General features: G+C 72.3%; 14 protein-coding genes. 7 read left to right on the plus strand and 7 right to left on the minus strand.

Annotated elements, in window-relative coordinates; genetic code table 11:
- The first annotated feature begins 38 nt into the window (after window positions 1-38).
- Both G472_RS37095 and G472_RS0112560 read left to right on the plus strand, forming a co-directional pair.
- Window positions 39-2,081: a SpoIIE family protein phosphatase gene (locus G472_RS37095; protein WP_156927098.1), complete on the plus strand. Its 2,043-nt coding sequence runs from the start codon at window positions 39-41 to the stop codon at window positions 2,079-2,081.
- 137 nt (window positions 2,082-2,218) lie between these two features.
- Window positions 2,219-2,938, plus strand: coding sequence for a response regulator transcription factor (locus G472_RS0112560; RefSeq protein ID WP_029008681.1), 720 nt, complete (start codon window positions 2,219-2,221; stop codon window positions 2,936-2,938).
- A 15-nt stretch (window positions 2,939-2,953) separates the two neighbouring features.
- Here G472_RS0112560 and G472_RS0112565 read toward each other — a convergent pair whose 3' ends face one another.
- The 4 genes from G472_RS0112565 to G472_RS0112580 all read right to left on the minus strand — a co-directional run bounded on the left by G472_RS0112565 (window position 2,954) and on the right by G472_RS0112580 (window position 6,886).
- Complete coding sequence (locus tag G472_RS0112565; protein ID WP_029008682.1) at window positions 2,954-3,991, minus strand: sensor histidine kinase; 1,038 nt, start codon at window positions 3,989-3,991, stop codon at window positions 2,954-2,956.
- Entirely contained in the window at window positions 3,988-4,401 is a 414-nt protein-coding gene (locus tag G472_RS0112570; protein ID WP_035692149.1) for a DUF1987 domain-containing protein, read from the minus strand. Before G472_RS0112570 ends, G472_RS0112565 begins: the two co-directional genes overlap by 4 nt.
- A 7-nt stretch (window positions 4,402-4,408) precedes the next feature.
- A complete protein-coding gene (locus G472_RS0112575; protein ID WP_029008684.1) occupies window positions 4,409-4,960 on the minus strand; it encodes a SiaB family protein kinase in 552 nt (183 codons plus the stop codon).
- A gap of 126 nt (window positions 4,961-5,086) precedes the next feature.
- Window positions 5,087-6,886 (minus strand): hybrid sensor histidine kinase/response regulator, encoded by a 1,800-nt coding sequence (locus G472_RS0112580; protein ID WP_051340740.1) that lies wholly within the window; start codon window positions 6,884-6,886, stop codon window positions 5,087-5,089.
- Between the two features lie 236 nt (window positions 6,887-7,122).
- Here G472_RS0112580 and G472_RS0112585 point away from each other — a divergent pair, with 236 nt between their 5' ends.
- The 3 genes from G472_RS0112585 to G472_RS0112595 are packed head-to-tail and all read left to right on the plus strand — an operon-like array spanning window position 7,123 to window position 8,999.
- Complete coding sequence (locus G472_RS0112585; RefSeq protein ID WP_029008686.1) at window positions 7,123-7,761, plus strand: hypothetical protein; 639 nt, start codon at window positions 7,123-7,125, stop codon at window positions 7,759-7,761.
- Window positions 7,762-7,770: 9 nt separating this feature from the next.
- On the plus strand, window positions 7,771-8,349 hold the full coding sequence (locus G472_RS37100) for a hypothetical protein (RefSeq protein WP_051340741.1): 579 nt from the start codon (window positions 7,771-7,773) through the stop codon (window positions 8,347-8,349).
- Entirely contained in the window at window positions 8,346-8,999 is a 654-nt protein-coding gene (locus G472_RS0112595; protein WP_029008687.1) for a hypothetical protein, read from the plus strand. Before G472_RS37100 ends, G472_RS0112595 begins: the two co-directional genes overlap by 4 nt.
- Window position 9,000: 1 nt before the next feature.
- Here the strand turns inward: G472_RS0112595 and G472_RS0112600 are convergent, their stop codons facing one another.
- Both G472_RS0112600 and G472_RS40145 read right to left on the minus strand, forming a co-directional pair.
- A complete protein-coding gene (locus G472_RS0112600; RefSeq protein WP_035692152.1) occupies window positions 9,001-9,258 on the minus strand; it encodes a DUF1289 domain-containing protein in 258 nt (85 codons plus the stop codon).
- 8 nt (window positions 9,259-9,266) lie between these two features.
- Window positions 9,267-10,454: a DUF2325 domain-containing protein gene (locus tag G472_RS40145; RefSeq protein WP_029008689.1), complete on the minus strand. Its 1,188-nt coding sequence runs from the start codon at window positions 10,452-10,454 to the stop codon at window positions 9,267-9,269.
- Between the two features lie 171 nt (window positions 10,455-10,625).
- On the opposite strand from G472_RS40145, the gene G472_RS0112610 reads away from it, so the two are divergent.
- Together G472_RS0112610 and G472_RS0112615 are read left to right on the plus strand one after the other, a co-directional pair.
- Window positions 10,626-13,199: a S8 family serine peptidase gene (locus G472_RS0112610; RefSeq protein ID WP_029008690.1), complete on the plus strand. Its 2,574-nt coding sequence runs from the start codon at window positions 10,626-10,628 to the stop codon at window positions 13,197-13,199.
- Between the two features lie 94 nt (window positions 13,200-13,293).
- Window positions 13,294-14,844, plus strand: coding sequence for a S10 family peptidase (locus G472_RS0112615; RefSeq protein ID WP_051340742.1), 1,551 nt, complete (start codon window positions 13,294-13,296; stop codon window positions 14,842-14,844).
- Window positions 14,845-14,951: 107 nt separating this feature from the next.
- Here G472_RS0112615 and G472_RS39470 read toward each other — a convergent pair.
- Window positions 14,952-15,932, minus strand: a 981-nt coding sequence (locus tag G472_RS39470) for a flagellin (protein ID WP_029008692.1), incomplete at its 5' end; no start/stop codon positions are given.

Genomic DNA, 15,932 nt, shown 5'->3' on the forward strand with positions numbered 1-15,932 from the left:
AGGAATGCCGGTACGGTCGGCGTCGAGGGGAGGGGAGCGTGGCGCAAACTCGTCCGGTGGTGGCCCGCCGCCTGATCGCCGGCCTGCTCGGGCTGGCGGTGCTGACGGTGGCCGCCGTCGCGGTCGCCGTCTACGGCGCCGCGGAGTTCCGCCGCGGGTTCGATCACATCGCGCTCACCCGCACCGGGCATCTCGTCGCCTTCTCGAAGCTGGCGCAGCAGAGCCAGATCGTGGCGGCGAGCGCGCCGCGCCTGGTGGCCTCCGCCGACGGGTTCGAGCTGGAGCGGCAGGTCCGCAGCACCGGCGACCTGTTCGCCCTGCTGGACGAGGCGTTCGCCGAACTGGAGGCGTCGGGCGCCGATGCCGCGGCGGTGGCGGCGCTGGCCGGGTACCGCCCGCTGCTGGCCGAAAGCCTCGACCGGATCGCCGACCTGGTGGCGCAGCGGCACGCCGCGGAACAGGCCCTGCTGGACAGCGTCGTCCGGCTCGGCACCACCGCCCGCGACCTGCGGCGGGTCGAGGCGCTCACCGGGGCGGCCCTCACCGGGGCCGCCGGCGAGGGCGAGCTGGAGACCGCGGTGGCCCGGCTGGACAGCCTGCGGTCCTTCACCGCCACCGTCAATCTGGCCATCGACCGCATGCTGCCGGTGGCCGTGGTGCCCATCGCCGCCGCGCTCGCCCCCATGGAGGCCGACGTCCGCGTCCTTCTGGAGCAGGGCCGCGGCACCCTGCGCGAACTGCCGCCGGCCCACGCCCACAGCCTGCTGGCGGTGCTCGACACCGTCGCGGCCCTGGCGGAGGGGCCGGAGAGCGTGTTCGCCCTGCGCCACCGCCAGATCGACATCGCCGCGCGCACCCGCGGGCTGCTGGCGCAGAACGCCGTCGTGGCCGGGCGGTTCGTGGCGACCGTGTCGCGCACCTTCACCGACCTGCAGGGCGCCATCGCCGCGGAGCGGCGGGATTTCGGCGTGTTCATCGCGACCGCCTACCGCGGCCTGCTGGCCATCGGCGGCGTGGCGGTGCTGGCCGCCCTGCTGGTGGTGCTGTACGTGCGCGGCCGGGTGATCGGCCGGCTTCTGGAGTTGAAGCGGTGCATGACCGCCAATGCCGGCGGGGCCGCGGTCCCCGTGCCGGTCGAGGGCGATGACGAGATCGCCGACATGGGTCGCGCCTTCCGCCATTTCGTCGACGCCGTCGCCGCGCGCGAAGCGGCGCTGGCCGCCAAGTCGCGGGACCTGGAGGCGGCGCTGGCTTCGGTGGACGAAGGCACGCGCTACGCCCGGCGCATCCAGCGGTCCCTGCTGCCGCCGGCCGACGCCCACGGCGGGCTGCTGCGCGACGTGGCGGTGGTCTGGCAGCCGCTCGACGTGGTGGGCGGCGATTGCTACTGGATCGGCGCGGTGGACGGCCGCTGCGTGGTCGCCCTGATGGACTGCACCGGGCACGGGGTGCCGGGAGCGGTGATGACCGCCATCGCCTCCTCCGCCTTCACCCGCATCCTGCAGGACCACGGGCAGCACGACCCGGCCGTCATCCTGGAGCGCATGGACGCCATGGTGCGCGCCGCCCTGCGCCAGGACGCCGCGGACGACGATGCCGAGTCGTCGGACGACGGGCTGGACGCGGCGGTGTGCATCATCGACCCCGCCGCCGGCCGCCTGTCCTTCGCCGGCGCCAACCTGCCGCTGCTCTACCACGCCGACGGGGCGCTGCACCTGATCCGGGGCACGCGGGCCAGCCTCGGCTACCGCCGGGGAGCGCGGGCCGGCGCGCACTTCGTACGGCACGATCTGCCCCTGCGGCCGGATCTGCGGGTTTATCTCCACACCGACGGCGTGACCGATCACGTCGGCGGTCCCAAGCGCCTGCTGTTCGGCCGGCGCCGCCTGCAGGAGGTTCTGGAAGGTGCCGCCGGTCTGTCCATGGCGGCGGTGGCGTCCCGGCTGCTCGACACCCTCGACACCTACCGCGGCGGCGAGCCGCGGCGCGACGACGTGACCTTCATCGCCTTCGCCCCGACCGCCGCCGGGGCTCCGGTGGAAGCGGCCGCGGAGCGCGCGGAGGCGGAGCCCGCGGGCTGACGCCGACGGCCATTCCGCGCCCGAACGCGAAAGGGAATTGACACGCGCGGGTTGCCATCTTGCGCACCGCGACATACGGATATATGAATGGCGGGGCTCCGGCCTGCGCCTTCGGACAACAACGGCTGTGTGTATTCATGCCAGCACCGGTGATCGCCGTCGTCGAAGACGAACCTCTGCTGCGCCGTGATCTGGTCGAGTATCTGCGCGACTGCGGGTTCGACGCCGTCGGTGCGAAGAACGGCCGCGAATTGGGCGATCTCCTGGCGACCCGGACGGTGCGGGTGGTGCTGCTTGACGTCAATCTGCCGGGCGACGACGGATTCGCGCTTGCGGCGCGGTTGCGCGACCACCCCGCGATCGGCGTCATCATGGTCACCGCGCGCAGCTCCACCATCGACCGCGTGGTGGGGCTGGAGATCGGGGCCGACGCCTATCTGGTGAAGCCGGTGGAGATGCGCGAGGTGGAGGCGCAGGTGAAGTCGCTGCTGCGCCGGCTCGACGGTATTCCCGCCGCCGCTCCCGCCGCCGCGGACTCCGCCCCCGCCGACGAGCCGCGCTGGACCCTCGACGCCACGGAATGGACGCTGACCAGCCCCGGCGGCGTCACCATGTCGCTGACCAGCACCGAGATGAAGCTGATGAGCCTGCTGGCCGAACTGGCCCGCCAGCCGGCGACCCGCGACCAGATCTCCATGGCCGTCCACAGCCGCCGCTGGAACCCCGAGGACCGCTCCATCGACACGGTCGTCGGCCGCCTGCGCCACAAGATGGAGTCGGCGCTGGGCGACTCGACGCCGCTGAAATCGGTGCACGGAGTCGGCTACGTCTTCTCCGCCACGGTCCGCGTGGTGTGATCGCCGCCGCCGGCCTCAGCCCGCGGCTCCGTCCTCGTGCGGCATGGGGGCGCGGGCGGGAAAGCGCAGCGTGAAGGCGGTGCCCCGGCCGGGCTCGCTGGCCGCCGTGATGGTGCCGCCCAGCGGGCCGACCACCAGGTTGTGGACGATGTGCAGGCCGAGCCCGCTGCCGCCCTCGCCGCGCCGGGTGGTGAAGAACGGCTCGAACACGTGGGGCAGATCGTCGGGGGCGATGCCGGCGCCGTCGTCGGCGAAGACCAGCTCCACCGGGTCGTCGCCGGTGACCCGGATGGTCATGGTGCCGGGCCGGCCGTCGCGGTAGGCGTGCTGGAGAGCGTTGAGCACCAGATTGGTCAGGATCTGCGACACCGCGCCGGGAAAGCCGTCCAGCTCCGGTTCGGGCGGGCAGTCCACCGTCACCGTGTGGTTGCCCTGGCGCAGTTCGGGCTGCAGGCTCAGCAGCACCTCGCGGATGTAGGGACCCAGCTTGAAGACGCGCCGTTCGGAACTGGCGCGGTCCACCGCCACCTGCTTGAAGCTGTGGATCAGCGCCGCCGCCCGCTCGCAGTTGGCCAGGATGAGGGCGGTGGTGTCGGTGGCCGTGGCGAGATAGCGGGTGAAGTCGCTGCGCCCCAGCGCGCCGCGGTCGACCGTGTCGCGCAGCCGCTGCGTGGCATCGGCGAGGTGGGAGGCGCAGGAGACGGCGATGCCCACGGGCGTGTTGATCTCGTGCGCCACGCCCGCCACCAGCGCGCCCAGCGAGGCCAGCCGTTCGGACCGCACGATGATGTCCTGCGCCTCGCGCAGGTGCACCAGCGCCGTTTCCGCCTCGTTGCGGCGGCGCTCCAGCTCCTCGTTGGCGGCGGCGAGCTGGGCTTGCAAGCGGTCGCTGACCCGCACCAGCCGGCGCTGGTCACGATAGGAGCGCCGGAAGGCGTCGATCAGCGCGCCGAGATCCTCGCAGCACTCCGGGGCGACGTCGGCCAGCCGCTCCCGCAGCCGGTCGGCGTGCTCGATTACCTGTTCCTCGGCGGCGAACAGGTTGAAGCTCATGCCGCGTCGTCCCGTCCCGATCCGGCCGCGTCCAACCGTTCGGCGACCGTGAACTCCACATGGTCGAGGTCCTCGGAGAAATCCTCGGCGAACTCGCGCATGGCGTCGTCGTCCTCGTCGCAGCGCCAGATCACGCGGACCGGCCGACCGCCGGCGGCGGCGGTCTCCAGCGCCTGGAACATGTTCATCAGCGCCTTGGCGCTGGAGCTGTTGAAGTACACCAGTTCCACGTCCAGGCGCACCGGCACGTCCGAGGCGGCCAGCCATTCGCGCAGCGCCGTCAGCACCGGACCGAAGAACGAGGCGGAATCGTCGGGATAGGACTCCCCCGCCAGCCTCAGCACGCCCGCCGGGAAATCGAAGTCGACCAGCGGGGTCCGCCGCGTCGCGTCTATGCGCAGAGCGTCCATGACGATCTCAGATCCGCACTTTCAGGCAGAAGAAGCTCTTCCCGTCGTCCAGCGGCGCGAAGTCGTATTCGATGGGGGCGCTGGCGCGCCGGGCGATCTCGATCAGCCCGATGGTGGCGCCGCGGCTGCCCTCGTCCGGCGCCTCGCGGAGCTGTTCGCGGTAATAGGCCTTGATCGCGTCCTTGTCCAAACCCTGCAGGAAGTCCAGCCGTTCCTTCAGGACCGGCACGTCGTCGCTGCGCAGGGTGTTGGCACAGACGATGAAGAAGGTCTTATCCTCCATCCCGATGGTGACCATGCCCGCGCTCAGCTCGATGGAGCGGCCGTCGCCGGCGGTGATCTTCTCCGCGGAGTAGCGGATGATGTTCTGCATCTGCTCGACGAAGACCGAGAAGACCCGGCGCACCGTGGGGCCGTCGGCCTCCTCCAGCGTCATCTTCTCGCGCAGCGCCTCGCCGAGGGAATAGAGGATGCCTTCGGACACGTAGCCGCTGAAGGAGAAGATGATCCCCTTGGCGTCGAGGTCCTGTTTGAAGGCGGCATACCGTTGGGCCAGCATGGAGGAACGTCCGCTCGAACCGTGTTGGACCGCGCCGCCGGCGGGCGGCGGCGGGTATGGGATGATCCCGGCCCCGACTATCTCATCATCGGCGCGCCGCGGCCACAGGGAAGTCCCCGGCGGCGGTCAGCCGGCGTCGCCGGCGGCGGGCAGCCGCACCCGGAACGTGCATCCCGCGCCGTCGGCGCTCTCGACCTCCACCGTGCCGCCGTGCAACTCCACGATCTGCTTCACCGTGTGCAGGCCGATGCCGGTGCCGATGACGCCCGCGGTGTTGCTGCCCCGGAAGAAGCGGTCGAAGACGCGGGGGATCTCGGCCGCGGGAATGCCGCAGCCGTGGTCGCGCACCGCCACCACCACCCGGTCGCCGTCACGGCCGGCGCGCACCGCGATCCGCGGATCGCCGGCGGCGTACTTCACCGCGTTGCCGAGGATGTTGGCGAACACCAGCTCCAGCAGGTGGGCGTCGGCGTCCACCGGCAGCGGGTCGCCCTCCGTATCCAGCGTGAAGGCGTGGTCGGGGCAGGCGATGCGCTGGTGCTCCACCATGGCGTGCAGCAGTCGGGCCAGGTCGACCCGGCGGCGGTCGATCGTCAGGGACCCCGATTGCAGCCGCTCGTCCGTCAGGTAGGTTTCGATCAGGCCGGTCAGCCGCTGGACGCCGGTGCGCACCACGGCCAGCCGGTCCAGCAGGTCCGGAGCGGCCTCCCGGGCCCGGCGCGCCATCATCTGGGCCGAGCTGTCGATGACGGCCAGGGGCGTGCGGAACTCGTGACTGACCATGGCGACGAACTGCTGCTGACGCCGGCGCGCCTCCATCTCGCGGGCCAGCGCCGTTTCCGCGCGATCCCTGGCGGCGGCCAGGGCGAGGCGGCCGGCCTCCAGCTCGGCGGTGCGCTCGGCGACGCGGTGTTCCAGCGTTCGGTTGAGCGCCAGCAGATCCTCGTACAGGCAGGCCTGGTCGAAGCCCGCGGCAATGCGCTCGCCGAACAGTCGCAGCAGCCGGTGGTCGTCCTCGCCATAGGGCTGCGGCCGCTCCAGGAGGAAGACGGTGGTCCCGTGCTCCAGCGTGCGGAAGGCCAGGATGCAGCGGTCGTGCCCGTACACGCCGCCGTCGCCGGAGAAGGCGCCGGCGACGGCGGCGGCGGCATCGGCGGACAGGACGTCGCCGACCGGCCGGCCGATCGCCCCGGCGAAGCGGCCGGAGCCGGCCACCACCGTCGCGCGGGAGCCGCCCGGACCCGGCGTTTCGCGGCAGGCCAGCACCGCCCCGTCCGTCTGCCCGACCACGCCGGGCAGACGATCGACCATCCCCTCGATCAGGGTGCGCATGGACCGGGTGGCGAACAGCGGCGCGGCGGCGTCGAGGATGCGCTGCAATCCCTCCCGGTGGCGTTCGATGGTGACGATGTCGCGCCACGCCCGCAGCGCGCCGACCAGGGCGGTGAACAGCTTCTGCGCCGTCAGCTCGCTCTTGGCCTTGTAGTCGTTGATGTCGTAGCCGACGACCACGTCGCGCTCGGGGGCCTGGCCGGGCTGTCCGGTGCGCAGGATGATCCGCAGCCGGCGGTTGCCCAGATCCTCGCGGATGCGGCGGACGAGGCGCAGCCCGGCGTCGCTGGTCTCCATCACCACGTCGAGCAGCAGCACCGGGATGTCCGGCCGGCGGATCAGAAGCTCTTCCGCCTGCGCCGCGCTCAGCGCGCTGACCACGTCGAACGGGCGCCCCTCGAATTCGAAGTCGCGCAGCAGCACGCGGGTCATCGCGTGGACCTGCGGGTCGTCGTCGACCACCAGGACGGTCCAGGGAGCCGCCTCCGCCCGCCCGGCCGGCTCCTCCTCCGCCTCTTCGGGTCCGAACAATGGATCGTCGAGCACCATACCCCGCCGGATCGTCACGCTGAAGACGTCAATCGAGCAAACCATCCGCGACCGGCGCCGTCAAACGACGATTAGGAACCATCCGAACAGCCGTGCCGCCGCGGCCGGCGTGCCCGCGACGAAATGCTCGGCATTCGTCGCAAAATGTTGCAAAAGGTCGCGTCCTGTCCATACTCCTGCGCAAAGATGTCTGACGCACCGCAGCGCGGCGCCGTAGACTTCTCCCGTCGGATCGGGCCGGCGGGACGGCGCCCGCCCCGGATCGGTGACGGGAGTTCGACATGGACATGCGGCACGGCGCCTTCGCTGAACCTTATGAGACGGTCCGCGTCTTCATCGGTCGTCTGGACCGGGCGACGATGCTGCGCCTCTACGACCACTACACCGACCGGCCGCCGGCGGACGGGGCGCTGGCCGGCCGTCTCGGCGATATCGTCCTGGACGTGCTGAACGGCCCGCGGCGTGCCCATGCGCAACGCCTGTGGATGCGGTGGCTGGAGCCGGCCATGGTGCGCGACGACGCGGCGTTGGCCGCCGACCGCCTGCCGGCGGGGCGCATCCATGCGGTCGACGCCGGCGCATGGTGGCAGGCGCTGGCGCCGCGGATGGGCGAGGATGTGGCCGTGGCGCAGGAAGTGATCGCCGGGCACGCGCGATTCGCGCCCATCGAGCGGGTGCTGGCGTCCGACGAGGCGCTGCGCTGGGCGGAGCGTCTGCGCCTGCGGTCGCTGGCGGAACTGGAGGTGCTGTCCGGCGACCCCGCCGGGACGGAGCGCCTTCTCGACGTGGTCGGCGCGGTGCGCCGCCACCTCGCCACCGGCCGACCGATGGGCCGGTGCCGTCCCGACCGCGGCGATCTCCGGCGTCTCGCCGACCTGCTGCACCACGGCGCGGGCGGGAACGGCGGGTCCGCCACCTGAGGTCCGGCCATGTCACCCCTGGAGATGTTCGCGACGGGATTGGCGGTCATCAGCGCCGCGGCGCTGGGAGTGTCGCTGATCCTGACCACCGTGCGCACGGCGTCGCAGGCGCGCCGGCTCAGCGCGCTTCGCCAGGTCGTGCAGGCCCGCACCGACGAGATCGAGGCGATGCGGCGCCGCATCGCGGGCGTCGAGCGTCTGACCCGGACCCGGCAGGGCGAGTGCGGGGAACTGGAAACCCGGCGCGTGCGCACGGACGCCGCCACCCGCGCCGCCGCCGCCGACAAGATCGAACTGGTTCATGAACTGGGAGCGGTGCACCCCGGATACGAACGCTACCGGTGCGACCTGCGCACCGCCCCCGACTTCGCGCGCGTGGAAACCCGCCGCCTGGTCTTCGCCCGGGAGATCTGGGAGCGCCGCAACGTCGCCATCGTGCGGGCGCCCGACGCGGAGTCGGCGATGATCACGCTGAACCGGGTGTTCCCGCCGGCATCGGGCGTGCTTGCGGGCAGCCTTCGGCCCGACCCGGAGGCGGTGGCCGGCGGTCCCCGCAGCGGGGCGGATGAGGCTGCGGCCCGGCCATGATCGCCCTCCTCATCTACGCCGCCGTCCTGCTGCTCGGTATCGCGGTGCTGGTGAACCGGCGCGGGGAGCGGCGGCTGGATGCGCTGGGGCGCGACATCCGGCACGAGGAGCGCGCGCTGCACGACCTGGACCGGCACATCCGGGAGGTGCGGCGGCAGGGGGCGGAGGCCGACGAGGCCCTGCGCCTGGCCGAGGTGCGGATCGCCCAGGCGCAGCGGGATCTGGAGGCGGCCGAACGCCGGCTGGCCGAAACCCGCCGGGGACCGATGGAGTGCTATTACGTCTTCGACCGGCTGGAACCGCGGCCGGGCCGCATCTGGGCGGTGCGCATCTCCCGGTCCGTCGAGGACGCGCACGGCCCCGAAACCCGCCCCGAAACCCGGCGCGCGGCAGCCGGGGGCTGGCCGCGCACTTATCTGCTGGTCGCCGGCTCCCGCAAGGAGGCCCTCGACCGCGCCTCCCTGCGGTTCTCGCGGGCCGCCGGCTGCGCGGTCGAGGACGCCGTTCCCTCTCCTTTGTTCCATCGCTCCGACGGGCGTTCCGACGGTGAGGCCGCGTCCGCATCCGCACCGCCGCGGGCCGCCGTGCCGCCGCGGGCGCCGGCGACCCGGGCTTCGCGTCCGGAACACGTCCGCACCGTCCCGCACTGATTCACGGCCGGAACAGGCGCAGGCCGGCATCCGCGGGGTCCAGGGCCGCGCGTTTGCCGCGCAGCCGGGCCAGCTTGGCCTCGGCCCTGGCGATCTTGCGGTCGAGCGTGCAGCGGCGGTTGATCGCCGCCTTCGCGTCGTCATCCAGGCGCTTCCAGGTGCGCACCTCGGGTCGGCTGCGCAGGCAGCCGCGGCAGAGGCCGGCGGCGTCGAATCTGCAGACGCCGGTGCAGGGATTGCCGGTATCGTGCTTGGCCATGGTCCGGATCACGGTTGCGGGCGGGAAAGGGCGTGGGCTGATGGTGCGCCCGGCAAGCCCAGCGCGCCAAGGGCGCGGGTGAAGGTGGAGGCGCCGGCGCTGCGCAGCGGCAGGAAAGGCTTTTGCAGGCGGCGGCACATCCCCTTCACCCGCAGGCAGGCATCGTGGCTGATGCAGTCGATGGGGCAGACCACCACGTCGGCCCTCTCCACCAGACCTTCCAGGCAGCGGGTGGCCTGTTCCATCCCGCCGTCGTGATGGAGCAGGGAGCCGTTGCGCGCCTCCACCGCGGCGCGCAGGTGGGGCATCAGGGCCGGACGGCCGCCGACGTAGAGGATGGAGCGGCCGTCCAGGTCGGCCGGACCGTCGTCGGCGCGGCTGGCCGTCGCGACCGGAGCCGGCGCGTCCAGCAGGCGGCGCAACCGCTCCACCTCCGCCTCCGCCTGGCGGGCGCGGGCCCGTTCGGCGGCGACCCGGCGGCGCAGGGCGACCGCCTCGCGCTCGGCACGGGCGGCACGGCGCGGCGCGGGGGAAGCCGGGCGGCGGTCCGGCGCGGGGCGGTGGTCGGCCAGCGCCGCTTCCAGCCGCCGGATGCGCTCGTCCTTCTCCGCCAGGGCGGCGGCCAACCGTTCCGTGGCGGCGCGTTCGCTGCGCACCAGGCGGGCCTCCAGCTCGGCGCAGCGGCGTTCGGCCTCCTGCACGCTGCGCAGGCGCTGCCGGGTTTCGCCGCCCATCAGATGCGACATCATGTGCACGTCGCCGTAGGCGCGCTGGCGCACCGCCTCGGGGGCGGCGGTCAGGGTCATCACCGCCCACAGGGCGCCGGCGACGTTGCCCGACGCCACCGCCTCGTCCCAGCGCGCGGTCCAGCCCGCCGGGTCCGTCTCGCCGGCGAATCGGCGGACGGTTCCGCCGAACTTCTCGTCCAGCATCTTCTGCATCAGCTTGCCGGCCGGCCCCGGCTCCGCCGCCGCCTGCACGAAGTGGTGATGGATGTCGTAGGCGCGGGCGTCGGCGGCGACCCGCAGGTCCAGCTTGCGGCTCAGCTTCGCCATGTCGTCCCCGGTGAAGCAGGTGCCGACGATGGTGCAATGAAAACAGTGCGGAATCAGCCAGAGCGGCAGGCGGTCGCGGCGGGCGACCAGGGCCTTGCCGGCCGGCGTGTCCTTGGCGGTCTTCGCACAGCGTTCGCACATGGCGGGCGCACTCCCGTTCTCGCCATTGGCCTTGGTGACTGCATTCGATAATGCAAATCATTCGCAAGATCAAGAGGCTTTGCCGTCCCGCCCGCAGGGGGTGCCACTTTCGATTGACAGAAAGTGGTTTCCAGCCGTGACTTGACCGCTCGGATTGCGCAAGGACCGGCCATGACCTTTCTCCCGCGGGACCCCCTGTTCGCTGCCCAGTGGCACCTGTTCAACACCGGCCAGCTTACCGGCGGCGATCTCACCGACGCTTATGACATCCGCGTGACCCGGGTGTGGCCCGAGTACACGGGACGGGGGGTCCTGGTGGCGATCCAGGACAGCGGCGTCGACCCGACCCACCCCGACCTGGCAGCCAACTACCGGCCGGAGCTGTCGTGGAACGTGCTGGCCGGTAGCCGTGACGCGGCGGCGGCCGACGAACCCCACGGGACCAGCGTCGCCGGGCTGATCGCGTCGCCGCTCAACGGGGTCGGCGGGGTCGGCGTCGCCTACGATTCGACGTTCTTCATGCTGTCCGACGACACCGCGCGCTCGCCCCGCCAGGCGATCGACAGTGTGGAGCCCTTCGCCCTTGCCGCTGCACGGGTGCTGGAAGGCGGTGCCGACGTCTACAACAACAGTTGGGGGCCCATGTTCGCCCCCTTCGACCAGGCGGCGCGCCAGCAGGACTGGTGGGACATCGGCTACCGGCTGGCGGCCGAAGGGCGCGGCGGGCTCGGCACCGTCACCCTGTTCGCCGGCGGCAACGACCGCGGTCCCGGCGACCCCGGCGCCTTCAACACCAACCAGGACGGTGCCAACGGGTCCCCCTGGATGATCCAGATCGGCGCGGCGGGACACACCGGCCGCTACGCCGACTACAGCACGCCCGGCGCCAGCCTGCTGGTGGCCGGTCCGACGGGGGCGACCCGCGGCGGGTCGGTGGTCACCACCGACATCGTGGGCCGCGCCGGCTACGACGACGGTGACTACACCGACACCTTCGGCGGCACCTCGGCGGCGGCGCCCATCTCCGCCGGCGTGGTGGCGCTGATGCTGCAGGCCAACCCGCTGCTCGGCTACCGCGACGTCCAGGAGATCCTGGCCTACTCCGCCCGCTGGATCGATTCGGGCAACGGGGCAAGCTGGGCGACCAACGGCGCGCGCGACTGGAACGGCGGTGGCCACATGGTCAGCCACGACTACGGATTCGGCGGCATCGACGCCCACGGGGCCGTGCGGCTCGCCGAAACCTGGACCCGGCAGAGCACCATCGCCAACCTGCAGCAGGTGCAGGGCGCGGTGCAGACCCCCTCCGCCGCGCTGTCCCCCGGCGGTGCGCTGGAGGTGACGGCGGTCTTCGCCCAGCCCCTGCGGATCGAGCAGGTGCAGGTGCACCTGCGGCTGAGCCAAACCGACCTGAGCGACCTGACGATCACCCTGATCTCCCCGCGGGGGACCGAAAGCGTGCTGACCAACCGGGCGCCGGACGTCAATGTGGCCGGCGCCCCGCTTCCCGCCGGCGCCCTGTCGTCGCTGGAGTGGACGTTCAACACCACGCTCAACTGGGGGGAGGATGCCGCCGGCCTGTGGCGGCTGCGCATTGCCAGCGCCGACGCGACGACCGGCGGCCTTCTCGGCGGCTGGTCCATCAACGCCATGGGCGGGAGCGCCGGCGCCGGCACCACCCATGTCTACACCGACGATTACGCCCGTCTGGCGGCGGCCGATCCGGCGCGCGCGGTGCTGACCGACGCTGCCGGGCCGGCCACGGTGAACGCCGCCGCGGTCACCGGCGACACACTGATCGACCTGACGCCCGGTGCGGCCGGGTCGATCGGCGGTGCCGCCTTCACGGTGGGTGCGGGCACCACCGTGGCGACCGTCTACGCCGGTGACGGCAACGACACGCTGGTCGGCACGGGCACCGCGGAGACGCTGCACGGCGGCCGGGGCACCGACCTGCTGGTCGGCAACGGCGGCGGCGACGTTCTGTCCGGCTGGCAGGGGAACGACGTGCTGTACGGAAACGGCGGTGCCGACGTGCTGTACGGCAACACCGGCGCCGACACCCTGTTCGGCGGGCAGGGGGACGACACCCTGTTCGGCGGCCGGGACGATGACGCCCTGTACGGCGGCCTCGGCAACGACGTGCTGTACGGCAACTGGGGCGACGACGTGCTGGACGGCGGCGGCGGCGCCGACACGCTGGACGGCGGCATGGGGTTCGACACCCTGTACGGCGGCGCCGGCAACGACCTGCTTCTGGGCGACTTCGGCCGCGATGTGCTGTACGGCGGCACGGGGGACGACACGCTGTCCGGCGGCACCGGCAGCGACGTGCTGGCGGGCGGGCAGGGGAACGACCTGCTGGACGGCGGCGCCGACCGCGACACGCTCTACGGCGGTCTCGGCGACGACACGCTGATCGGCGGGGCGGGCGACGACCACCTCCACGCCGGTGCCGGCGGCGCCGACGTCTTCATCTTCGGCCATGGCAGCGGCGTCGACCGCGTGTACGAGTTCGAGGTGGGGATCGACCTCCTGCGCATCACCGCAGGGGTCAACGGCACCGGCATCACCGACGCCGCCACCCTGCTGGAGACCCGGCTGACGGCGAGCGAGGACGGCTACGCCCTGATCGACCTCGGCGACACCGGCGTGCCGGCGGTCGGTCGGGTGGAGTTCAACCGGATCGAGCTGGTCGGCATCGCGCCGGACCAGCTCACCGCCGCGTCCATTGCGATGGTGTGATCCGCGAGGTTTCCGGCCGGGGGGCGTTGGGTTTTCCGGGGCATCCGAATGCCCCACAATGGCCGATCCATCGTTCCACCATGCCGGAGACCCCATGCCACACCCTGTCACGCTCCGCCGCGCCGGTGCCGCACCGGTCGCGGCGCTGCTCCTGGCGCTGGCCGCGGGCGCCGCGCCCGGCCTGCGGGCCGAGGAGGCCGGGGCGCCGCCGGCCGACACGGCGTCGTCGGCCCGGCCGGCACCGTTCGACCCGCAGCGCACGCTGACCCGCCACACCCTGGCGCTGGCCGACGGCGACCTCGCCTATACGGCCGTGGCCGAATTCCTGCCGCTCCACGACCCCGCCCGGGATGCCCCCGCGGCGCGCGTCTTCACCACCACCTATACCCTCGACGGACCGGACCGGGGGACCGATCGCCCGGTCGCCTTCGTCTTCAACGGTGGGCCGGGAGCGGCGTCGGCTTATCTGCACATGGGAGCGCTCGGCCCGCGCATCGTGCGCTTTGCCGACGACGGCACGCTGGTGCGTCCGCCGGCGCCCGTGGACGACAACCCCCACACCTGGCTGCGCTTCACCGATCTGGTCTTCATCGATCCGGTGGGGACGGGCTTCTCCCGCGGCCTCGGGCGCGACGACGGGGCCGAGTCCCGCTACTGGAACATCGACGCGGACGTCGAAAGCCTGACCGAGATCGTGCGCCTGTGGCTGGCCCGCCACGGACGATGGCAGTCGCCCAAGCTGTTGGTGGGGGAAAGTTACGGCGGGTTCCGCATCGCCCGGCTGGCCCGCTCCCTGTTCGAGGGGCCGGGGATCGCCGTCAACGGGCTGGTCATGGTCTCGCCGGTCGTGGATTTCGGCAGCATCGGCGACGACGAGGCAGACCTGTTGGGTTGGGCCCTGCGCCTGCCGTCCATGGCGGCCAGCGCCGCCGCCCACGGCCGGACCGCCGGCACCCCGGCGGAGGCGGCGGCCCGGGCCGAAGCCTTCGCGCTCGGCGACTACGTCTCCGGGCTGGCCGGTCTCGACCTCGGCGAGCCCGAGCGGTCCGCGTCCCTGTTCCGGGCGACGGCGGATCTCATCGGGCTGCCGGCCGAGCTGGTGGAGCGGCGCCGCGCCATGGTGCCCATCGGCGTCTTCGCCCGCGAGATCCTGCGGTCGCAGGGGCGGGTGGTGAGCATCTACGACGGCACCTTCGTCGGCCCCGATCCCGATCCGGCGTCGCCGCGGATCGCCCTGGACCCTTTCCTCACCGGCACCGTGCCCACCTACTCCACCGCCTTCACCGGCTACATCCAGCGGGAGCTTGAGCTGCGCACCGACGTGCCGTTCCGGCTGCTGAGCCGCGAGGTGAGCCGGCGCTGGGAATGGCCGCGGCGCAGCGTGCCGAGCGCGCTCGACGACCTGCAAAGCGTGCTGGCCCTGACGCCGGGCCTGCGGGTGATGATGGCGCACGGGCGGACCGACCTGATCACCCCCTACATGGCGTCGCGCTGGGTGGCGGCCCGCCTGGAGCTGCCGCCGGGCGAACGGGACCGCGTGACGGTGCCCGTCTACGACGGCGGCCACATGATGTACACGCTGCCCGACAGCCGCCGCCGCCTGTTCGAGGACGCCCGCGCCATGGTCGAGGCGGCGCTGCGCTGAGCTGAGCGCCCCGGGGCGGGGCGGACCCCGGAAAACGGCGACGGGCGCTCCACAGGGGAGCGCCCGAGCCGGCCGGAGGAGGATGGAGGCAGATACCCCGTGCCGGTTTAGAACAGCCGCAGGATCGACTGCTGCGACTGGTTGGCCAGCGACAGGGCGATGGTGCCGAGCTGCTGGCGGGTCTGCAACATCAGCAGGCTGGCGCCTTCCTCGTTCTGGTCGGCCAGCGTCAGCTTGTTCGCACCTTCCACCAGCACGTCGCTGAACTCCTTGGTGAAGCTCTCGCGGGTGGTGATGACGTTCAGGTTCGTCGACAGCGTCTGCGAGGCCGAGCGCAGGTGCGCCTTGGCGTAGTCGATGCTGGCCACCGCCTTGTCGATGTCGGCGCGGTCCGTCCAGTCGTTCTGCGCGTAGTCGAGACGCAGGCCCTGGCCGTTGGACGTCAGGTTCTGGCTGAGCACCGTGATCGAGTTGGTGTTGCGCTCGTTCAACTGCACCGTCAGGTCGTTCGAGCTGTTCGCGTCGGTCACCTGCACCGTCGTCAGGTTGGCCGCCGAGTTGGCCGAGGCCGCCTGCTTGATCGTCTTCTCGTCGACGTTCAGGCGCACCGTGCCGGTGTCGAACGCGAAGGCGTTCTCGCCGTCCGACAGCTTGCCCTCGCCGCGCGCGCTCATGCCGTCGCGGGTGATCTGCTGACCCGACAGGCTGGTGGCGGTGATCTGGATGTCGACCTTCTTCTCGATGCTCGAGATGCCGTTGCCGCCGTTGGCCGCCTGCTCCAGCAGCTTGCGGTCCACGGTGAACGACACCACGGTGCCCGAGGCGAAGCTCTCCGAGATCTTCTTCGTCAGGGCGTTGGTGGCCGAGGCGCTGACCGTCATCTCGCGGGCCACGCCGGCCGTCGTCGCACCGGTCAGCGTCAGGGTGCCGCTGCCGCCCACCGTGACGTTGGCCACGTCGAAGCTGGTGCCCGACAGACGCCCGCCGCCCTGCAGGGCGTTGTTGATGGAGTCGCGCAGCGCCGTGGCGACGTTGGAGGTCGCGGTCTGGCCGACCGCCACGTCCGACGAGGTGGCGGTGTAGGAGAA

The organism is Azospirillum halopraeferens DSM 3675 (assembly GCF_000429625.1).
GTDB lineage: Bacteria > Pseudomonadota > Alphaproteobacteria > Azospirillales > Azospirillaceae > Azospirillum > Azospirillum halopraeferens.